This is a genomic window from Guyparkeria halopsychrophila (assembly GCF_044582135.1).
Classification (GTDB): domain Bacteria; phylum Pseudomonadota; class Gammaproteobacteria; order Halothiobacillales; family Halothiobacillaceae; genus Guyparkeria.
This window is the reverse complement of record NZ_JBDODP010000015.1, coordinates 49,637-69,459: the sequence shown is the minus strand read 5'-3', so window position 1 is coordinate 69,459 and position 19,823 is coordinate 49,637. Positions and strand designations below refer to the sequence as shown.

Here is a 19,823-nt window from a genome sequence, read left to right as displayed (position 1 = left end):
ATTGCCGCCCCGGCGTAAATCGGGGCCACTGACGATGGGTCGGGAGCGCCCTTAGCGATCGCTCTCGAGGCTGGTCGGATGCGGGGTGTGCACGGCCAGGTTGTCGATCAGGCGCACCCCGCCCAGTCGCGCGGCGACCAACAATCGCCCATGCGGGACCAGCCGGGTCTGCTCCTCGAACCGCTCATCGTCACAGTAGGCCAGGTAGTCGACCGCGAAGCCCTGCTGGCTCAGCCAGTGACGGGCGCCGGCGAGGGTCGCGGCCACCGTGTGCCCACCGGCCAGGGACTCGGCGGCACGCTTGAGGGCGCGGTGCACCGCCGGGGCCTGCCGGCGTTGCTCGGCATCGAGAAAGCGGTTGCGCGAACTGATTGCCAGGCCGTCGGGTTCACGATGCGTCGGCTCGATCGCCAGCTCCACGGTCATGTCGAGATCGGCCACCAGTCGCCGGATCACGGCCACCTGCTGGGCATCTTTCTCGCCGAACACCGCCACGTCCGGCTGTACCAGGTTGAACAGCTTGGTGACCACGGTCGCCACGCCGGTGAAATGCCCCGGACGCGCGGCCCCTTCAAGGCGATCGCCCAGGGGGCCGGCGTCGACACGCACGATCTCGTCCTGGCCGTGGGGATAGAGCTCGGGTTCGGTGGGCAGGAAGACCGCCGCGACCCCGGCGCGCTCGAGCCGTTCGAGATCGTGCTCCTCGGTGCGTGGGTAGCGCGCCAGATCGTCCGGGTCCTCGAACTGCAGCGGATTGACGAAGATGCTGACGATCACCGCATCGGCGCGTCGCTGGGCGTGGTCGATCAGCGCCAGATGACCGGCGTGCAGGTTGCCCATCGTCGGCACGAACCCCACGCGACGGGCATCGAATGCCACCGACTCGCGCCAGTCGCGCAACTCGGGGATGTCGCGAATCACCTGCATCAGAAGCTTTCCTCGGCGGTGGGGAAGCGCCGTTCACGCACCGCGGCCACGTAGGCGGCGAACGCCCCATGGATCGACCCGCCCTCGACCAGGAAATCGCGCACGAAGCGCGGCGGCTTCTCGGTCAGCCCCAGCATGTCGTGCATCACCAGCACCTGGCCGTCGGTATCGACGCCGGCACCAATGCCGATCACCGGCACGTCGACCGCCTCGGCCAGCGCGCGACCGAGTTCGCTGGGCACGCATTCCACCACCAGCAGGTCGATGCCGGCGGCGACCAGGGCCTGGGCGTCCTCGAGGATACGGCGGGCATCGGCCGCCTCGCGGCCCTGCACCCGGTAGCCGCCCAGCTTGCGCACCCGCTGGGGCAGCAGCCCCACGTGCCCGCAGACCGGCACGCCACTGTCGGTCAGGGCGCGAACGATCTCGGCCTTCTCGGCCCCGCCCTCGAGCTTGACCATGTCCGCCCCGCCCTCGCCCATCAGCACGCCGGCGGCATCCAGTGCCCGATCGACGGTGGCATCGCTGAGAAACGGCATGTCGGCGATCACGAGCGCATCGCCCACGCCCCGGCGCACCATCGCCGTGTGGTAGGCGACGTCGTCGACCGAGACGGCCAGCGTGTCACGCTGCCCCTGGACCACCATGCCGAGCGAGTCGCCCACCAGGAACACATCGACCCCGGCCGCGGCCGCGACCCGCGCAAACCCGGCCTCGTAGGCCGTCAGCATGGCGATGGGAACGCGATCGATCTTGGCCTGGCGCAATCGGGAACGGGTCATGTCGATCTCCGCGTGGGGTTGGTGCGAGAGTTCGTTGGGTCGGTGGCACGGGGACGCGCCCCGCCGGTTGGGCTCGATTCGTCACGGCGGCGCTGCCAGTGCATCGCGCGCAAAAATCGCAGCGGATGGTCGGCAACCGCTTCCAGCCAGCCGGCCAGCGGCGCGCCATCGGGCAGACGGGCATCCGGGCGAATCTCGAGCCACGGGGCGAGTACGAAATGCCGATGCGCGATTTCCGGGTGCGGCACCGTCAGTCCGGGGGACGTGATCTGGCGATCGCCGAAGGCGAGGATATCCAGGTCCAGCATGCGCTCGCCCCAGTGCCGCGTGTAAGAACGACCCGCCGCGCGCTCGAGGCCCTTGAGGGCCCGCAGCAGCGCCTCGGGGGCCAAAGCGGTCTCGATCTCGGCGACGGCGTTGATGTAGTCCGGCTGGTCCTGCGGGCCGATCGGCGGATTGGCGTAAAGGCCGGATACCGCGCACACCTCGCACAGCGGCAGGCTGTCGATGGCCTCCACCGCCCGTTCGATCTGGTCGACCGGGTCACCGAGATTGGCACCCAGGCCGATGGTCGCGATTTCCCGAACCATCAGTGCCCCCGGACTCAACTACCGGTGGATTTCGGCCTGCCGCCCGGCTTGCGCCGACGGGGGCGACGACGCTTCTTGCCGAAATCCGACGGTTGCAATGCCTCGATCGGCACCTCGTCCCGGCTACCGCGTTCCGGGGCATGACGTCGCCAGAAGGTGCACACCGACTCGTCGACCTCGCTGGTCCGCGAGCGCAGGCAGAGGAAATCCACCGCCGCCCGGAACCACGGTGCTTCGGTCAGTGCGCGCTGCTCGTCGGTGAGCTTGCCCTCTCCCTTCTCTTTGCCCTGGCTGTTGCCTGGGGCACCGGGGGCCGGCGCGTGACGTTCGAGCTCCGGCTGCAGCGTCCAGATCGCGCGGATGATCTCGGCCAGCCGCCGCGGGATCATCAGGCGGCGCGCGGCCACGGCGAGCACCTCGTCGGCGGCGAGCACCATCGCGTCATCACCCGACACGCGCTGGTGCATCCACTGGACGCGGTGGCGCCCCAGCATGCGCCAGAACAGGCCGGCGAACAGGAAGGCCGGGTTGACCGGCAGTTCCTTGGCGACCCGCTCGTCGGTGGCCTCGAGCACCGGTTCGATCAACACCCAGTCGCTGGCCGGGTCGTTGGGTTCGATCCAGGTCGCCAGCCCATCGAACAGGTACTCGAGCAGCCCCAGACGGCGCAGTTCGAGGACCGTCTGCCGCCCGGCGCCGCCTTGCAGCAGCTTGACGGTCTCGTCGAACAGGCGGGCCGGGGAAATGTCGGCGAGCGTCTCGCGGCAATGCGCGATCGCCTTCTCGCTGTCCGGCGTGAGATGAAAGCCGAGCTTGGCGGCGAAGCGCGCGGCGCGCAGCATCCGCACCGGGTCCTCGCGGTAGCGCGCCTCCGGCTCGCCGATCACGCGCAGCCGACCGCTGTGGATGTCGGTCAGGCCTTCGACGTAGTCGATCAGCTCGCCCGAGGCGAAGTCGAGGTAGAGGGCGTTGCAGGAGAAATCGCGCCGCCAGACATCCTCGTGAATGCTGCCGAAGACATTGTCACGGGTGATCATGCCGCCGTCGGCGCGCTTGATCTCGCCGGTGTCGCCACCGCGGAAGGTGGTCACCTCGATCAGTTCGTCGCGGAAGACCACATGCACGATCTTGAAACGCCGGCCGATGATGCGCGCCCGCTTGAACAGGCGCTTGACCTGCTCGGGGCGCGCGTCGGTGACCACGTCGAAGTCCTTCGGGCTGCGGCCGCGCAACAGGTCGCGGACGCAACCGCCGACGGCGTAGGCCTCGAAGCCGCCCTCGTGCAGGCGCTCAAGGACGAACCGGGCGTTATCGCTCAGGTCATTCAGCGAGATGCCATGGGTCTCGGCGGGGATTCGGGTCTGAATTGGAGTCACGTTATCTGACAAAACGGTCTGCCATTGATCGCCGCGGCCGGCATCGACCCGGTTCGGGCGTTGTGCGGGCCGGACGCGTCTTCGAACGCACCGGCGGGCCACGGATGGATTACGGACCCCCTGCACGGATTGCAGCACCACTCTGGCTTGCCAAGTCGTATTGCTATTCGTGCAGAGGCTCCTCAAGAAGGGCGAAGTCTATCACTATGATCGGGCTCGCGTGATTTACCCACCGATCCGGCCCATGTCATGGCCAGGGTAACGGTTAGGGACACCCGATGATCGCGTCACGCGCGCGCCCGCAGGATAAACACGAGTGGCGGCGCGCAAATGCGATGCTGTCGCGGCTCTACAGGGAATCCCGACGGACTTCTGTGCTAGGATTTTGCGCTGGGAAGGTCTTCACGAATAGCCAATGCCTCTGCGGGTCGCTAGACGTTCAGATGCAAGGCGCCGTGCGCAGTTCAATGGCCGTCGGCATTTGCAAGCGCGAAACCGGATCGGCAGGAAGCCGATCCGGCCGGTATAAACCGGCCCGGAGGGCGAGGTTCAAGGACGAACCTCGCGACACCGAAGATGAGCGCCTGGCGGCTCGCCCTACGGAGCTTGCCGGCTTGCCCGCCCTCGGTGTTGCCGATTCTCGCCGGGCCCGGGGGATCGCCTTGGACCCGCCGTCGAATCGACGCCTTGATGGCGAACAAGCCGGTAAGCCAGAGGCATTGGGTATTCGTGCAGACCTTCCCTAACTGTGCCCACCGGGCAGCCGGACCATACCCGGACTCAGGCTCCATTTCACCCGCATAAGGACCGTGTTCGTGAACGCGATCGAACTCTTGGCCGCAGTCGTCTTGCTGCCGTTCCTGGCCGCCCCATTGGCGGCCTGGAGCGCCCGCATCAACCGTTATGCGGCTGCCTGGGTGGCCGGTGGTGCCACGCTGGCTGCCCTGGCGCTCTTCTCCTGGCTGGTCGCTCTACACGTCGGCCAGATGCCCGTGGCCACCTCGCATGCCTGGATCGAGGCCGCCGGGCTGTCCTTCGGTTTCCGCCTCGACGGCCTGTCGCTGCTGTTCACCGGGCTGATCCTGGTGATCGGCCTGCTGATCGTCGTCTACGCCCGCTACTACCTGTCGCCCAACGATTCGATGGGGCGCTTCTTCGCCTACATGATGATGTTCATGGGCTCGATGCTGGGCGTGGTGCTCTCCGAGAACATGATCAACCTGGTCATCTTTTGGGAGCTCACGTCGCTGGCCTCCTTCCTGCTGATCAGTTACTGGCAGCATCGCAAGGAGGCCCGCTACGGCGCGCGCCTGGCATTGGCGATCACCGGGGCCGGCGGGCTGGCCCTGCTCGGCGGCGTGCTGATCCTCGGTCACATCGTCGGCTCCTACGAGCTGACCGATGTGCTGGCGTCCGGCGATCTGATCAAGAACCACGACCTCTATGCCCCGGCACTGATCCTGATCCTGCTGGGCGTGTTCACGAAATCCGCGCAGTTCCCGTTCCACTTCTGGCTGCCCAACGCCATGGCCGCGCCGACGCCGGTGTCGGCCTACCTGCACTCGGCGACGATGGTCAAGGCCGGCATCTTCCTGCTGGCGCGCTTCTTCCCGGCGCTGGCCGGCACGGAGCTGTGGGTGATCATCGTCTCCACCGCGGGCCTGATCACCTTCCTGCTGGGCGCCTATACCGCGCTTTTCCGGCATGACCTCAAGGGGCTGCTGGCCTACTCGACCATCAGTCACCTAGGCCTGATCACGCTCTTGTTCGGTTTCGGTACGCCACTGGCCGCCGTGGCGGGCATCTTCCACATCATCAACCACGCCACCTTCAAGGCGAGCCTGTTCATGGTCGCCGGCATCGTCGACCACGAGACCGGCACCCGCGACATGCGTCGCCTGGGCGGATTGGTCAAGTACATGCCACACACCGCCGCGCTGGGCATGATCGCGGCGATGGCGATGGCCGGCGTGCCGCTGTTCAACGGCTTTCTCTCCAAGGAAATGTTCTTCACCGAGTCGGTGCGGGTCGCCGGCGACATCGGGCCGGTGTGGCTGCTGCCGATCCTGGTCTCGCTGGGTGGTTTGCTGTCGGTGGCCTATTCCCTGCGCTTCGTGCACGACACCTTCTTTGGCAAGCCCGACGGCGACCTGCCGAAAAAGCCGCACGAGCCACGCGGCATGATGAAGCGCCCGATCGATCTGCTCGTCGTGCTTTGTCTCGCCGTGGGCATTCTCCCGGCGCTCGTGGTCGGCCCGCTGCTGCACGTGGCCGTCACCGGTGTGCTGCAGGCCGAGCCGCCCGAGTACAGCCTGGCGCTATGGCACGGCTTCAACCTGCCGCTGCTGATGAGCGCGATCGCCCTGATCGGCGGCTTGCTGCTCTACCTGAACCGCGCGCCGATCTTCCGCTGGCATGCCCGTTCGCTGGCACATCTCGACGCGCGCACGGTCTACAACCGCCTCATAGAGCTGCTGATGCGCACCGGATCGGGCGTCACGGGCGGGCTGGACAACGGTCGACTGGGCCGAATCGTGATCCTCACGCTGGTCTTCTCGCTGATCGCCGGACTGGTCGGCTACATCCAGACCGTTGGTCTCCCGGGTGTGCAAGCGGCCCTGGACCGCGGCACGGTCGAGGACAGCGGCGACTGGGTGACCTGGCTGGGCATGTTGCTGATCATCGTCGCCGCCCTGGTTACCGTGATCGGTCACCGCCAGCGCCTGTTCGCGCTGATCACCATGAGCGTGGTCGGGCTGGGCGTGGCGATGATCTTCGCGCGCTTCTCGGCACCGGATCTCGCCATGACGCAGCTGTCGGTCGAGGTGGTGACCATGATCCTCTTGCTGCTGGCGCTGTTCTACCTGCCGCAGCAGAGCCGCAAGCTCTCTTCGCCTGCCCGCCGCTGGCGTGATGCCGGGATCGCGACGGTGATCGGCGGCGGCATTGCGGCGCTGACCTACGCGATCATCAGCCGGCCGTTCGAGACCATCTCGGGCTATTTCCTGGAGCATTCCGTGCCCGGCGGCGGGGGCCATAACGTGGTCAACGTGATCCTGGTCGACTTCCGGGGCTACGACACCTTCGGCGAGATCACGGTGCTGGCACTGGCCGCGCTGGGCATCTTCGCCATGCTGCACAACCTGTCGCTGCCCTCCTCGCGGCGCGACCCGTTCGGACGCGCCTGGAGCGACGACCCGCATCCGTTGATGCTGCGGACCTTCACGCAGATCATCCTGCCGTTGACCCTGCTGTTCGGCATCTACGTGTTCCTGCGCGGGCACAACGAGCCGGGCGGCGGCTTCATCGCCGGGCTGATCGTGGCCAGCGCCCTGGTCGCCCAGTACATGGCAAACGGCATCGAGGCCGCCGAGCGCAAGCTCCACCTGCCGATCCACGGCATCCTCGGGGCAGGCCTTTTGATCGCGCTGGGCACCGGGCTGGTCTCCATGGTCTTCGGTGTGCCGTTCCTGACCTCGGCGTTCACGCACCTGGATCTGCCGGTGATCGGCGACATCGAGGTCGCCTCGGCGATCGCCTTTGATCTGGGCGTGTTCCTGGTCGTGGTCGGCTCGACCATGTTGATCCTGCTCAACCTCGGTCGCCTGACCGATCACGCGGTCGAGCATCCCGACTACGCATCCATCGAGGCAAGCCCCGCGAGCAACGAAACCCGCGGGGGGAGAGACGCATGACCAACCTGGCCATTTCCCTGCTCATCGGCGTACTCACCGGGGCCGGCGTGTACCTGGTGCTGCGCGCCCAGACCTTCCCGGTCGTCCTGGGCCTGACCCTGATGTCCTACGGGGTCAACCTGTTCCTGTTCACCATGGGCCGACTGCACACCGCCGCCCCCGCCGTGGTGGGGGCGACCGAGCGTTCCGCCGATGCCCTGCCCCAGGCGCTGGTGCTCACCGCCATCGTGATCGCGTTCGCCATGACGGCCTTCGTCATCGTGCTCGCCTTGAAGGCACGCGCCGCGCTGGGCAATGACCACGTCGATGGCACGCACATCCCGCAGGCCGACCGGGTGATTGAACGCAAGAAGGAGCCGCGCGCATGACGGCCAACCTGATTTCCCTGCTGGTTCTACTACCGGTCGCGCTGGCGGCGATTCTCGCCATGACCGGCCAGCGTGCGCCGGTGTTGTCGCGCGGGATCAGCCTGGCCGGCGTGGCCGTGTTGCTGGTCGTCAGCGTTGGCCTGCTGATGGCCGGACAGGGCAACACCCCGCAGGTGATCGAGCTGGGCAGCTGGGCCGCGCCGTTCGGCATCGTCTGGGTATTCGACCGATTGTCCGGCCTGATGGTGGTGCTGACCTCGATCGTCGCGATGCTGTCCTTGCTCTACGCGGTGCGCCGCGACGAGGATGCCGCCGGGCCGCACTTCCACGCCCTGTTCCAGGCGCAGTTGTTCGGCCTGAACGGCGCGTTTCTTACCGGGGATCTGTTCAACCTGTTCGTGTTCTTCGAGGTGCTGCTGCTGGCCTCCTACGGCCTGCTGCTGCACGGCAACGGCCGCAAGCGCACCCGGGCGGGTTTCCATTACGTGGTGGTCAACCTGATCGGCTCGACGCTGTTCCTGTTCGCCGTGGGCGCGCTGTACGGCACGGTCGGTAGCCTCAACCTCGCCGACATCTCGCTGAAGTTGCCAGAGGTCGCCCCGGACGCGGTGCCGATCGTCACGACGGCCATCTTCCTGCTGTTCGTGGTGTTCCTGATCAAGGGGGCAGCCTTCCCGTTGTACCTCTGGCTGCCGGGGGCGTACGGCTATGCCTCGATCCCGGTCGCTGCCCTGTTCGCGATCATGACCAAGGTGGGCCTGTACTCGGTGTTGCGGGTCGACTCGGTCATGCTGTCGGGCAATACCATCGGCGGGCTGGTCGAGACCACCGCCCTGATCGCCCCCTGGCTCTTGTGGCTGGGCCTGATCACCCTGCTGCTCGCGGCACTGGGCGTGGTGGCCGGGCGCACGCTCCGCCGCCAGGTGGCCTACCTGATCGTGGCCTCGGTGGGCACCATCCTGATCGCCCTGGGCCTGGTGACCGGCTCGGAGCGCGAACTCGCGATCAGCGGCGCACTCTATTACTGGATCCACACCACGGTGCTCTCCGCCGGGTTCTTCCTGCTGGCCGGGCTGCTGATGCGCCACCGCCCCGAGGCGGGCGACGGCATCGAGGCCGCGCCGCCCATGCCGCACGCGGTTCTCGTGGGGTCGCTGTTCTTCGCCTACGCGATCGCCATGGCCGGCCTGCCGCCGCTGACCGGCTTCTTCGGCAAGGTGATGATCCTGGCCGCCGCGGTCGAGAGCCCGCTGATGGCACCGATCTTCGCCGTAGTATTGATCAGCGGCTTGATCATGGTGATTGCCCTGGCGCGCACGGGCAGCCGACTGTTCTACCAGTCGCAGGCCACACCGGGTCACCCGGCTCACTCCACCCCGCGTGACGCGCGCACGCCCATGCCGGGTCTGGCCCTGAGCATCGCACCGCTCGCGATCGCCACCGTGATGGTCGTGGGTGCCCACCCGCTGTCGGAGTGGCTGGAGACGACGGCCGTGCAGATCACGACGCCGTCGGGTTACCTGGAGGCGGTGATGCCTGACGGCATCCTGTTGCCGGAGACCGCCCCGGGCAAGTTCGGCCAGGATTACCCGGATTACGAGGGAGGTAAACACTAAATGCGTCGCATCCTGCCTCAACCGCTGCTCAGCCTGGTCCTGTTGATCAGCTGGCTGGTGATCAACAACAGCATCCACCCGGCCTCGATCGTGATGGGCGCCATCGTCGCCCTGGTGATCCCCTGGATCACGCATCGCTTCTGGGAGATCCGCGCCGGGGTAAAAAGCCCCGTCGCGCTGCTGGGCTATCTGGGCATCGTGGTGGTCGACATCATCCGCGCCAATTTCGTGGTCGCCCGCCAGGTACTTGGCCCCAACCGCGCGTTGCGCTCGCAACTGTTCGAGATGGAACTCGACCTGCAGGGGCCGTTGCCGGTGAGCATCCTCGCAGCGACCATCACGCTCACGCCGGGTACGGTTTCCTGCCGGATCAGCCCGGATCAAAGCCGCCTGTGGGTGCATGCGTTGCACGCCGATGACCTAAGCGAGGAAATCGCCGAGATCAAGCAGCGCTACGAATCACGCCTGATGCGGGTATTCGGCCAAACGACCAACCCCGCAGCGAGTCCATCATCCAACCCAGGAACAGAATCATGATTCACGTCAGTCTCGGCATTGCCCTGATCCTGATCGTCATCGCGATGGGCCTGACGACCTACCGGCTGTTCAAGGGACCGGATCAGACCGACCGCGTGCTCGCCCTCGACACGATGTCGATCAACGGCATCGCGCTACTGATCGCGCTGGGTATCTGGTTCGAGACCTCGATCAACTTCGAGGCCGCGCTGCTGATCGCCGTTTTGGGCTTCATCACCACGGTGGCGTTGAGCAAGTACCTGATTCGCGGCGACATCGTCGAATAGCCCGGAGGCCCGTCATGCTTTTCGAACTCATCGTCAGCTTTCTGATCCTGTTTGGCGCCGCTTTCGTGCTGCTCGGCTCGTTGGCCCTCGCCAAGCTGCCGAGCTTTTTCATGCGCCTGCACGGCCCAACCAAGGCATCCACCCTCGGCGTGGGCAGCATCCTGCTGGCCTCGGCGGTGTACTTCTCCAGTCGCGGCAGCCTTTCGGTCCACGAGATCCTGATCCTGGTCTTCCTGTTTCTGACCGCGCCGATCAGTGCCCTGCTGATGGCGCGCGCCGGCATGCACCGGGAACTGTCCGGTGACAATCCGCGCCATGAATCGGCCGGCAAACCACAGCAAGAGAACGAACCGCCGCCCCCATAGCGCCTGAACCACTCGCCCCAAACGCCGAACGCCCCGTGACGATCACATCGTCACGGGGCGTTTTCGTTGGGTAGACGCCTGTGCCCGGCTCAGTCGGCAAAACAGCAGACATGGTGGAGTCGCTCGATCGCCGCAAACAGACCGGGCGTGATCTCCCAGCGATCCTGGCTGATGTAGAGACGCACCGCGACCACACCCTCTTCGCGCATCGGTTCGGGCAGCATCACCACGCTGTGTCCGACGGCATTGATGACCGCGGGAATACCGCCACCAGCCTTCAACGAATCACCGGCGTCACTGTGAACCCAACGTCCCTCGCCACTGACCAGCACCCGGCCCAGTTCATCTGCCAACGGCCGCAACAACGCCTGGTGATGGCGCAGGCTTTCGGGGAGGTGGGCCTCCAGGTAGGCGATAAGCGCCGCGCGATCGTGGATCTGTGCGGTCGCCAGGGAAATCGTGCGGACATCGAGGAACGGACTCGTTCGCTGCTCGGCCAGCGCCGCGCCCAGCACCGCACGCTCGGACGCCGGCAACAGCGCACAGCGGGCCGTCAGGTGATCGATCTGCGCGCGCAACGCGGTGTCATCGGTCGCGCGCGCCGGGCGCAGCATGCCGATCATCCGCTGTGGCTCCCCCTCGCTGTCACGCAGTACACGCAACTCCAGCCACATCGGGCCAACCGCGCCTTGTCCCGATACTCGACCCTCCAGGGCCACGCGGTCGACTGCGCCGCGGGCAAAATAGGCCGGCAAGATGGTTTCGGGATCCCCGGCCAGCGGCGAGGCGGGATCAGTGGGTTCGAACAGATCGAATAACGGCGTGCCCACCAGGGTTTCGCGGGCTCGACCGAACCAATCGGCTGCCTGCCGGTTGGCGACAATCACATGCAATCGCCGTGGCTCGATTTCGATCAGGCCCAACGCCGGCATGTCCAGCCAGGCGTGGCGCCAGAAGTCGCGCTCGCGAACAACGTTGGCGCTACGGGCACCGTAGCGTCCACGCAGGAAACGCCACAGAAATAGCAACGCGGCAAACAGGCCGAACGTCGAGAGCATGGCGGTCAGGCTCAGCCATTTTTCCAGCTGATCGACCGGCGCAAGCACCTCGCGACGGTCCTGAAGCACGAGCAGACGGGCCGACAGACGGTCCACGGCAACGGTGGCATAGACACGGTCGGCACCCTCGATCCGGGTAACCCCCTCGCCGGCCCCGTCTTCGGCATCCGAGGTTGCCCCGGTTTGCGACAGACCCACCCTCAGGCGATCGACAATCGCCGCGGGTGTCTCGCTGACGGTCGCGGACGCGTCCCTCGGGTCCAACACCAACATGGGCCAGAAGCTCGAGCCGCTGGAGGGATCGGTCGGGGCATTGATCAGCAAGGTGCGCAACCCCTCGCCCGCCCGCACCTGCAACCCGTCGTCCTCGGCATCCGACAAAAGGCTCTCGGTATTCAGCCGGGTCCAGAACATGAGATACCACGGCCCCCGACTAACGGCCGTGCGATCGTCGTAGACCGGGAGAATCCAGAACAGGTCGGCACCACCTCGACCGTGGGTGAAGCGAGTCACGGTGTGGACCTCGCCCGTGACGGCTGCCTGGTCGAAATGCTGCATATCCGGTGGCACCACGTTGGTCGCGCCCGTCTGCAGTTGCGGGGTGCGATCCGGATTCAGGAGCGTGATCGAGCGAAATCGGGTGATCAGGCTGCCGCGACGCAGGTCATCCGGGAATCCATCCACCTCGCCCTCGTCGAGGCGGGCGACCCAATCCTTGAGCCAGTCGTGTCGTTGCGCCACCGAGTCGACCTGCTGGTCGCGCTCGTCAATCCAGTTATCCAGTTCAATAGCGCGAATGGCCGCCAGGTTGGCCACTTCACGCTGGGCCTTGTCCAGCAACAGGGGGGCGTATTGCCGGGCCGCCACCGCCGCGATAAAGATCTGCATTACCGCGATCAGCACCAGCGCGATCAGCATGGCGATAAGCCACCCCTGACGGGCCCGCACTCGTCCCGGACCGAAATCGACAACGCCCTGACGCGCGGCGGTCAAGCGGTCGACCAGCACGTAGAGCACGGCCCCGGTCACCAGCACAAAGATCTCGCCGAAGACGAGCCCCGCCGTGGATATTTCCCAATGGGCCCCGCCCAGCCGCCCGAGGAGCCACTGGGTGACCCATATCCACAGGGAGGCAAACAGCAGGTATGCGACCGTGATCGGTAACGCCGGTCGCATGGCCCCGATTCTCATATCACGAACCGATCCGTTCCCGGAAGGCGTTGAGGCGCTGATGGCTGCGCACGCGGCCCATCAACTCGAGGATCACCCCGAAACTCGGCGACGACGTGTGCCCCAGCAGGGCCAGTCGCAGCACCGGCCCCACCTTGCCAAGTTTGAGATCGAGGGTCTTCGCCACGCCCTTGACCGCCGACTCCAGCGTCTCGCTGCTCTCCCAGGCGGCATCGTCCTCCAGGGCAACGAGCAGCGCGTCGACCACCATTGCCGCCGACGCATCCAGCTTCTCCATCGCTTTCGGGTCGGGTTCGACGGCATCCTGGTAGAACGGCTGGGCCTCCTCGGCCATCTCGACCAGCGTGTGCACACGATCGACGTAGGCCGGCACGATCGCCGTCGGCTTCGGCCCCTGCTCATCCGGGTCGATGCCAAGGTGGCCGAGGTGCCAGCGCAGTTCGGCGGCCACGTCGGCCACCGGCAGCTCGCGCATGTAGTGCTGGTTCAGCCAGCGCAGCTTTTCCGGGTTGATGCTCGAGGCCGAATGATTGACATCGACGAGATCGAACAGCTGCACCAGCTCGGCGCGAGAGAAGATCTCCTCGTCACCGTGCGACCAGCCCAGGCGTACCAGGTAATTAAGTAACGCCTCGGGCAAAAAGCCGTCGTGGCGGTATTGCACCACGCTGACCGCCCCGTGGCGCTTGGAGAGCTTTGCCCCGTCCGGGCCGTGGATCATCGGCAGGTGCGCGAACGCCGGCGGTTCGACACCCAACGCCCGGTAGAGGTTGATCTGGCGCGGGGTGTTGTTGAGATGATCGTCACCACGCACGACATGCGTGATCTGCATGTCCATGTCATCGACCACCACCGTGAGGTTGTAGGTCGGGGTGCCGTCGCCGCGCGCGATGATCAGGTCGTCGAGCTCGTCGTTGCGGAACGTGACCCGGCCGCGGATGGCATCCTCGACCACCACCAGCCCATCGAGCGGGTTCTTGAAACGCACCACCGGCTTGACGCCTTCCGGTGGCGTGCCGGTGAAATCGCGATAACGACGGTCGTAGCGTGGCTTCTCGCCACGCTTCATCTGCGCCTCGCGCAGGGCGTCGAGCTCCTCGCGGGTGGCGTAACAGTAGTAGGCCTTGTCCTCGACGAGCAGCTGGTCGATCACCTCGCGGTAACGATCCATGCGCTCGGTCTGGTAGAACGGACCTTCGTCGTAGTCCAGCCCCAGCCAGGTCATGCCCTCGAGAATCGCGTTGACTGATTCGGGATTCGACCGTTCGCGGTCGGTGTCTTCCACGCGCAGCACGAACTCGCCGCCGTGGCGGCGGGCGAACAGGTAACTGAACAGGGCCGTACGGGCGCCGCCAATGTGCAGGTAGCCGGTGGGCGACGGGGCGAAACGGGTGCGAACAGTCATCGATACCTCGGGAACAGCGGAAACGTGGTCGCGGATGGCGGGGCGCGGCCCGCCCCGGCCGGGACAAAGCGGACATTATAGAGGTTAAGGAACCTCGGTACGATTCGATAGTGCCTCTGCGGGACCGCCAAGGGCCCAGTTGCAAGGCGCAGTCCGCCGTGAATGGCGGTGGTCATTCACAAGGAGTGCAACGCCGCAAATGGGTCCTTGGCGGCCCGCCCGTATGGGACTCGCCAGAGGCGCCATCGAATCGTGCCGAGGTTCCTTAAGGAGCCTCGGCACGATTCGATGACGCGAGAGCGGAACATGGCAGGGCCACGTCGTGCTTGCTGCGAAACTGGGTCGAGACGAGCGCCTCGGGCGGCACCGCCCCCCGCAGGCGCCGCACCACGATACCGTCGGGCGAGGCGGCGCAGAACTCCTTCGCGGCCGCCTCGCCGCCCAGCTCGACCACCGGCTGGCTCAGCCGGCCGTAAAAACTGTACTCGTCGCGATACCTGCCCACAAACGCGATCGGATGGCCGCCGTGCTGCAACTCGCCGACCCGCGTCGCGAACGACTTGAAGTCGAAGGCCGGGCGCAACGGCAGCAACGCCAGGTGAAGCAGGACCATTCCGACACCGGTGGCCAGCGCCACCGCCACCAACTGCCGCGGCCCGCGACGAGCGACCCACAGCCAGGCGCCACCGAACAGCAACGCCACGCCCACGGCACTTACCCCACCCGGCAGCATGGCGGTCAGCCCGTGACTCGTCGACCAGGGCAGCACGATGAGCACCAGCCCCATCACGCACCAGAAGACGGCCACCGCCCGGCTGCGCAATGCCTGCGGCGATTCGACCAGGCCGGCGAGCAAGGCCGCCGTGGCGAGTGACAGCGCCGGGATCACCGGCAGCAGATAGTGCGGCAACTTGCCCGAAGCGAGCGACAACAGACCGAACGGCACCAGCACCCAGGCCAGCATCAGTCGGGCAAACTGCGGGTCGGGCCAGACCGATTGGCCCGATCCGCGACCCTTCCACACGCGTCGCAGCACCCCGGGCAGGATCAGTGTCCACGGCAGAAACAGCAGCGGCAGCACCCACACGTAGTAGTAGATGGGCTGGGCATGATCGAAGGCGTCCACGGCCCGCCCGGCCATCTGCCCCCAGAGTATTGCCTCGGCGTAGGCGGGCCCACCCAATTGGGCCGCCCAGAGCGCCCAACCGAGCGCCACGCAGGAGCCGAGGAACCCGACCGCGCCGGCCTGGAAGAACCAGCGCCAGGACACCCCCACCCCGGCCCACCAGGGGGCGACAACCGTTAGTGGCACCAGGTAGATCAGGGCAAACGGCCCCTTGGCAAGCACCCCCAGCGCCGTCCCCAGAAACAGCCACAACCAGCCGCGACGACGGCCCTGTCCCAGTTCAAGCAGGCCGAAAATGCCGAGCAGGACGAAGAAGACCACCAGCTGATCGAACATCGTCATGGTGGCGAAACCCAGCCAGTAGATCGTCCCGGCGAGAATCCAGGGCGCCAGACTGGCAATGACCGGCCGAGTCGGGAACAACCGACGGGCAACGGCGCGGATCAGGAACAGGCTGCCCAGCGCGAAGGCCGGGCCGACGAGCCGCGGCGTGATCTCGTTGACGCCGAACACCGCCCAACCAGCGTGGATCAGCCAGAACAACAGCGGCGGCTTGTGACTGTAGGGCTCGCCGTTGAGCAACGGCACGACCCACGAGCCCGACTGCCACATCTCCCAGGCGACGCCGAGGTAGCGCGTCTCGTCGACCGGCATCAGCGGTCGCGTCAGCAGCGCGACGGTCATCACCACCAGGAACAGTGGCAACCAGCCCCATTCGAAAACACGATTCCAGGCGCCGTTCCCCGACATATCAGTCCTCCCGACTCGAGTCACCCCGGTATAGCCCGGGTATTGATCGCAGGTATTTTCCCATTCTCTTCGCCCCAATCGACTCAAGCAGCCATTCGACCGATTGCCCGATCACCGAACCGGGACCGCGAAAAGGAGCGATGGCACATCTCGTGCTTCCAGAGATACGCTGAACACCCACGATCACTGATTACCATGCTCCCAATGCCGAGACCACCCATGACCGGACACCCCGTCACGCGCCACACGACCTGGTTGGCATTCGCTGCCCTACTCCTGCCGATCGCGACAACCGCCGCGCCGGCAACCGACTCCGACCATTGCCAAGCCAATCACCGGCTGGTCATGACCGAGGCCCGACTCACCCACGAGCCCGGGGACGTCAGGGGGCTTCCAGCGGCTCTCGCCGACCGGCTAGCGAGCCGACTGGAAGCGGCCGGACAGCAGGTGGTCGACATCACTCCGCCGACCCGAAGCGAGGGGCTGGAGCCCGCGATGGACGGGTTCTCCCGCCATGGTGCGCCCTACTTCCTGCGACTGGTGGCGAGCGACGTTGGCACCGAGGGCCGCCCCTCGGGCATCGTTCTGCTGCCCGATCGTTACGAGCCTCGCGGCGGACAGCTTACTGCCACCCTGGACGATGGCGCCCGGGGCGCGCGGCTGGATACCTGGCGGATTGACCTGTCCACCACCGACGGCAAACCGTTCTCGCCCGAGATCGCCGCGGACTCGACCCGTTTCTGGGAAAGCGATTGGGGTCAGTCGCTGGATGCCGCGATCGAGACGGTGGCGCAACACGTGCTCGACACGCTGGAATGCCGGCCGCTGGTCGGGCGGGTGCTGTCCACCGAAAGTCGCGGCGGCGGCACCGACCTGCGGATCGATCTTGGACGAGCCGACGGGCTGGCCGCCGACGATCGCTTGATCGTCGTCGAACCGGGCGTACCGACCGACTCGCTCGGCGTCAATCTCTTGACTCGTCCTGTCATGGAAATCACTGCCGGCCCGGTGCGCGAACCGATGAACCTGGGCGAGGTCCGGGTCATCTTCCTGGGCGAAAACGACGCCACGGTGCGTTACCAGGGAAATCGATCGGTCGAGCGCGGCGATCTGGTGCAGGTGCGGTAGACCGCGGGAGCGCCCGCCCTCAATCGATGGCATCGCCCAGCCCGCGCGCCAGGTCGGCGATAATGTCCTGCGGATCCTCGAGTCCCACCGACAGGCGAATCAATCCCTCATCGATCCCCGCCTCGGCGCGTGCCTCGGGGCTCAATCGACCGTGCGTGGTGCTCGCCGGATGGGTGATGGTGGTCTTTGTATCGCCGAGGTTGGCGGTGATCGAGAGCATCCGAGTGCGGTTGATCACCTCCCAGGCCTTCTCGCGCCCACCCTCGACCACGAACGAGACGATCGCCCCCGGGCCGGACTGCTGCTTGGCGATGATTTTCGCCTGTGGGTGGTCAGCGAGTCCCGGGAAATGCACCTTCGCGACCCTCTCGTGGGCCACCAGCCAGTCGGCCACCTCGCGGGCATGGCGGCTGTGGGCCTCCATGCGCAGGTTCAAGGTCTCCAGGCCCTTGGCGAAGATCCAGGCATTGAATGGCGCCATGGTCGGCCCGCAGGTACGCAGGAAGCCACGCACCTCCTTGCCCACCCGCTCGGCGTCACCCACCACGGCGCCGCCGATGGCGCGCCCCTGCCCGTCGAGGAACTTGGTTGCCGAGTGAATCACGATATCCGCCCCAAGGCTCAGCGGCCGCTGCAAAGCCGGCGTGCAGAAACAGTTGTCCACCACCAGCGCCGCCTCAAATGCATGGGCCAGGTCCGCCAGCTGGCGGATGTCGGCCACCTCGGTCAAGGGATTCGAGGGCGTCTCGATAAACAGCAGGCGCGTGCGCTTGTTGACGGCGGCCTCCCACTGAGACCAATCGGTCAGGTCCACCCAGTGCACCACCAGGCCGAACTTGGCCAGGTACTTGTCGAACAGCACCTTGGTCGTGCCGAAGACCTGGCGGGCGACCACCACCTCGTCGCCGGCCTCGCACAGCGCCATGAAGGTGGTCAGGATCGCGGCCATGCCCGAGGCGGTGGCGACACAGTCCTCGCCCCCTTCCATCGCCGCCAGGCGCTCTTCGAAGATGCGCGTAGTCGGGTTGGTGAAGCGGGCGTAGATGTTGCCCGGCTCGTCGCCGGCGAAGCGCGCCGCGGCCTGCTCGGCCGACTCGAAGGTAAAACTCGAGGTGGTGAAGATCGGCTCGCCGTGTTCACGCTCCGGGGTCGGATGGTGACCGACGCGGATGGCCTGGGTCGCGAGCGACCAGTCGGGATCGGGGCGGTGCGGATCGGTCATGGGATATCCGGTCTTGTCGATCGAGCCCGCCGTCAGCGGGCGTTGAAAAAATGCCAGGCCAGGTTGTCGAACTCGGCGATCGCCGCCAGCAGGCGGTCGGTCTCTTCCTCGAGTTCGGCAAATTGATGCTCGGCCAGCGGTGCCATCGAGCAGTTTTCCGGTGGCGTGCCAAACCGGTCGAGCAGCTCACTCATCTGCGGCAGGAATTTCCACTGCAGCCACTCCTCGAACGCCAAGGTATCAAAGCAGAACGGATGGGGGCTGGCCAAGGCCTGCTCGCTGGGTCGCTGATCAGACCAGAGACCGGCCTGCTGCATCTCGTGGGCAATCTGGTCGAGCTGTCGCAGCATCATGTCAGTGCTGGGGCGAACGTTGTCCATTAAACCCTCTTTGTCGGCGTTCAGTGCACCCGTGATGAGCCGGGCGGTTCGTCGTTCATGTCCGTCCCACCCTCATCGTCGGCCCAGAATAGCCGGTGGGGGATCAGCTGGCCGCGGCCGATGGCCGCCGCGTGCATCAGGGTCTGGTGGGTGTATTCGAGCCCTTCATGCACGGCATTGACCGGGTCACTGCCCTGGGCGATCAGCCCGGCGATGGCCGAGGACAGGGTGCAGCCCGAGCCGTGGAACTGGCCAGCCAGTCGCTCGTAGACGAAACGCCGTGGCGGTTCGACGCCGTAGAGCCAGTTTTCCACCTTCTCGCCCGGCTCGTCGCCGCCCTTAAGCAGGACGTATTCCGCCCCGAGCGCCGAGAGCATCTGGCCGCGCTCATCACGGTTGGCCGCATTCGGCGCCAATACCCGCGCCTCGTGGGCATTGGGCGTGACGATGGTGGCCCGCGGGAACAGGTGTTCGACGATTGCCGCCGCGACCGCATTCTCGGCCAGCGAACCGCCACCGCCGGCGACCAGCACCGGGTCGAGCACCACCGGAATATCCGGGTAGCGAGCCAACACCGAGGCGACCGCCTCGACCAGTTCGACGGTGCCGAGCATGCCGATCTTGATCGCGCCGACCGGCATGTCCTTGAGCACCGCCAGGGCCTGGTCGATGACGAGCTTCGGATCGCTGGGGACGAAGCCGTGCACGTTGACCGTGTCCTGCACGGTCAACGCGGTGATCACCGTGGTCGGATGCACGCCCTGACTGACGATTGCCTCGATGTCGGCATGGATGCCGGCCCCACCACTGGGGTCATGTCCGGCAATGGCCAGGACGACCGGGACCTCGGGCGTGTCGGTGAGCGTCGTTGTGGTTTCCATCTGGTGCTAAGCTCCCTCGAACGATAAGGCCGTAGCGGCAACGGCGTCACGATGGCGCCGGGTCGAGCATGATAACGCAGCCAGCGCCACACGCATTGATCCGGCGCGGCATGCCAACGACGCCCGGACGGTTACGCCCGGGGCAGGCGCCGAACTGCCG

At 66.3% G+C, this 19,823-nt stretch carries 17 protein-coding genes; 7 read left to right on the top strand and 10 right to left on the bottom strand.

Annotated features, from left to right (window positions below; genetic code table 11):
* Positions 1–51: 51 nt before the first annotated feature.
* From panC to pcnB, 4 genes are read right to left on the bottom strand one after another with little or no spacing between them, the layout of a single operon-like run.
* On the bottom strand, positions 52–927 hold the full coding sequence (gene panC, locus ABGV18_RS08065; protein WP_396585582.1) for a pantoate--beta-alanine ligase: 876 nt from the start codon (positions 925–927) through the stop codon (positions 52–54).
* Positions 927–1,709, bottom strand: a complete 783-nt coding sequence (panB, locus tag ABGV18_RS08060; protein WP_396585581.1) for a 3-methyl-2-oxobutanoate hydroxymethyltransferase — start codon at positions 1,707–1,709, stop codon at positions 927–929. The genes panC and panB overlap by 1 nt, the downstream gene beginning before the upstream one ends.
* The gene (gene folK / locus ABGV18_RS08055; protein WP_396585580.1) at positions 1,706–2,299 is read right to left on the bottom strand and encodes a 2-amino-4-hydroxy-6-hydroxymethyldihydropteridine diphosphokinase; all 594 of its coding nucleotides are present in this window, start codon (positions 2,297–2,299) and stop codon (positions 1,706–1,708) included. Before folK ends, panB begins: the two co-directional genes overlap by 4 nt.
* A gap of 14 nt (positions 2,300–2,313) precedes the next feature.
* Entirely contained in the window at positions 2,314–3,675 is a 1,362-nt protein-coding gene (gene pcnB / locus ABGV18_RS08050) for a polynucleotide adenylyltransferase PcnB (protein WP_396585579.1), read from the bottom strand.
* An 815-nt stretch (positions 3,676–4,490) separates the two neighbouring features.
* Here pcnB and ABGV18_RS08045 point away from each other — a divergent pair.
* The 6 genes from ABGV18_RS08045 to ABGV18_RS08020 are packed head-to-tail and all read left to right on the top strand — an operon-like array spanning position 4,491 to position 10,522.
* A complete protein-coding gene (locus ABGV18_RS08045) occupies positions 4,491–7,370 on the top strand; it encodes a monovalent cation/H+ antiporter subunit A (RefSeq protein ID WP_396581522.1) in 2,880 nt (959 codons plus the stop codon).
* Positions 7,367–7,738 carry a Na+/H+ antiporter subunit C gene (locus tag ABGV18_RS08040; protein ID WP_396581521.1) on the top strand — a complete coding sequence of 124 codons (372 nt, stop codon included), beginning with the start codon at positions 7,367–7,369 and terminating at the stop codon, positions 7,736–7,738. The genes ABGV18_RS08045 and ABGV18_RS08040 overlap by 4 nt, the downstream gene beginning before the upstream one ends.
* A complete protein-coding gene (locus ABGV18_RS08035) occupies positions 7,735–9,354 on the top strand; it encodes a monovalent cation/H+ antiporter subunit D (protein ID WP_396581520.1) in 1,620 nt (539 codons plus the stop codon). Before ABGV18_RS08040 ends, ABGV18_RS08035 begins: the two co-directional genes overlap by 4 nt.
* Positions 9,355–9,891 carry a Na+/H+ antiporter subunit E gene (locus ABGV18_RS08030; protein ID WP_396581519.1) on the top strand — a complete coding sequence of 179 codons (537 nt, stop codon included), beginning with the start codon at positions 9,355–9,357 and terminating at the stop codon, positions 9,889–9,891. It begins immediately after the preceding gene.
* On the top strand, positions 9,888–10,157 hold the full coding sequence (locus ABGV18_RS08025; protein ID WP_396581518.1) for a K+/H+ antiporter subunit F: 270 nt from the start codon (positions 9,888–9,890) through the stop codon (positions 10,155–10,157). Before ABGV18_RS08030 ends, ABGV18_RS08025 begins: the two co-directional genes overlap by 4 nt.
* 14 nt (positions 10,158–10,171) lie before the next feature.
* Complete coding sequence (locus ABGV18_RS08020) at positions 10,172–10,522, top strand: Na+/H+ antiporter subunit G (protein WP_396581517.1); 351 nt, start codon at positions 10,172–10,174, stop codon at positions 10,520–10,522.
* An 89-nt stretch (positions 10,523–10,611) separates the two neighbouring features.
* Here the strand turns inward: ABGV18_RS08020 and ABGV18_RS08015 are convergent, their stop codons facing one another.
* The 3 genes from ABGV18_RS08015 to ABGV18_RS08005 form a co-directional block, all read right to left on the bottom strand.
* Entirely contained in the window at positions 10,612–12,756 is a 2,145-nt protein-coding gene (locus ABGV18_RS08015; RefSeq protein ID WP_396581516.1) for a PAS domain-containing protein, read from the bottom strand.
* A 16-nt stretch (positions 12,757–12,772) separates the two neighbouring features.
* Positions 12,773–14,176 carry a glutamate--tRNA ligase gene (gltX, locus tag ABGV18_RS08010; RefSeq protein ID WP_396581515.1) on the bottom strand — a complete coding sequence of 468 codons (1,404 nt, stop codon included), beginning with the start codon at positions 14,174–14,176 and terminating at the stop codon, positions 12,773–12,775.
* Between the two features lie 265 nt (positions 14,177–14,441).
* A complete protein-coding gene (locus tag ABGV18_RS08005) occupies positions 14,442–16,052 on the bottom strand; it encodes an ArnT family glycosyltransferase (protein ID WP_396581514.1) in 1,611 nt (536 codons plus the stop codon).
* A gap of 219 nt (positions 16,053–16,271) precedes the next feature.
* Between ABGV18_RS08005 and ABGV18_RS08000 the strand changes: the two genes are divergently transcribed.
* Complete coding sequence (locus ABGV18_RS08000) at positions 16,272–17,180, top strand: hypothetical protein (RefSeq protein WP_396581513.1); 909 nt, start codon at positions 16,272–16,274, stop codon at positions 17,178–17,180.
* 19 nt (positions 17,181–17,199) lie between these two features.
* On the opposite strand, the gene ABGV18_RS07995 is transcribed toward ABGV18_RS08000, so the two are convergent.
* Genes ABGV18_RS07995 through thiD form a run of 3 tightly spaced genes read right to left on the bottom strand, consistent with a single transcriptional unit; the run spans position 17,200 to position 19,663 of the window.
* On the bottom strand, positions 17,200–18,402 hold the full coding sequence (locus ABGV18_RS07995; RefSeq protein WP_396581512.1) for an O-succinylhomoserine sulfhydrylase: 1,203 nt from the start codon (positions 18,400–18,402) through the stop codon (positions 17,200–17,202).
* 32 nt (positions 18,403–18,434) lie between these two features.
* On the bottom strand, positions 18,435–18,782 hold the full coding sequence (locus ABGV18_RS07990; RefSeq protein ID WP_396581511.1) for a YqcC family protein: 348 nt from the start codon (positions 18,780–18,782) through the stop codon (positions 18,435–18,437).
* Positions 18,783–18,802: 20 nt separating this feature from the next.
* Positions 18,803–19,663: a bifunctional hydroxymethylpyrimidine kinase/phosphomethylpyrimidine kinase gene (gene thiD / locus ABGV18_RS07985; RefSeq protein WP_396581510.1), complete on the bottom strand. Its 861-nt coding sequence runs from the start codon at positions 19,661–19,663 to the stop codon at positions 18,803–18,805.
* Positions 19,664–19,823 lie beyond the last annotated feature (160 nt).

Coding starts and splice junctions, on each gene's coding strand:
- panC (WP_396585582.1), bottom strand. CDS start 927: ATGCAGGTGATTCGCGACATCCCCGAGTTGCGCGACTGGCGCGAGTCG.
- panB (WP_396585581.1), bottom strand. CDS start 1,709: ATGACCCGTTCCCGATTGCGCCAGGCCAAGATCGATCGCGTTCCCATC.
- folK (WP_396585580.1), bottom strand. CDS start 2,299: ATGGTTCGGGAAATCGCGACCATCGGCCTGGGTGCCAATCTCGGTGAC.
- ABGV18_RS08040 (WP_396581521.1), top strand. CDS start 7,367: ATGACCAACCTGGCCATTTCCCTGCTCATCGGCGTACTCACCGGGGCC.
- ABGV18_RS08035 (WP_396581520.1), top strand. CDS start 7,735: ATGACGGCCAACCTGATTTCCCTGCTGGTTCTACTACCGGTCGCGCTG.
- ABGV18_RS08030 (WP_396581519.1), top strand. CDS start 9,355: ATGCGTCGCATCCTGCCTCAACCGCTGCTCAGCCTGGTCCTGTTGATC.
- ABGV18_RS08025 (WP_396581518.1), top strand. CDS start 9,888: ATGATTCACGTCAGTCTCGGCATTGCCCTGATCCTGATCGTCATCGCG.
- ABGV18_RS08020 (WP_396581517.1), top strand. CDS start 10,172: ATGCTTTTCGAACTCATCGTCAGCTTTCTGATCCTGTTTGGCGCCGCT.
- ABGV18_RS08015 (WP_396581516.1), bottom strand. CDS start 12,756: ATGCGACCGGCGTTACCGATCACGGTCGCATACCTGCTGTTTGCCTCC.
- gltX (WP_396581515.1), bottom strand. CDS start 14,176: ATGACTGTTCGCACCCGTTTCGCCCCGTCGCCCACCGGCTACCTGCAC.
- ABGV18_RS08005 (WP_396581514.1), bottom strand. CDS start 16,052: ATGTCGGGGAACGGCGCCTGGAATCGTGTTTTCGAATGGGGCTGGTTG.
- ABGV18_RS08000 (WP_396581513.1), top strand. CDS start 16,272: ATGACCGGACACCCCGTCACGCGCCACACGACCTGGTTGGCATTCGCT.
- ABGV18_RS07995 (WP_396581512.1), bottom strand. CDS start 18,402: ATGACCGATCCGCACCGCCCCGATCCCGACTGGTCGCTCGCGACCCAG.
- ABGV18_RS07990 (WP_396581511.1), bottom strand. CDS start 18,782: ATGGACAACGTTCGCCCCAGCACTGACATGATGCTGCGACAGCTCGAC.
- thiD (WP_396581510.1), bottom strand. CDS start 19,663: ATGGAAACCACAACGACGCTCACCGACACGCCCGAGGTCCCGGTCGTC.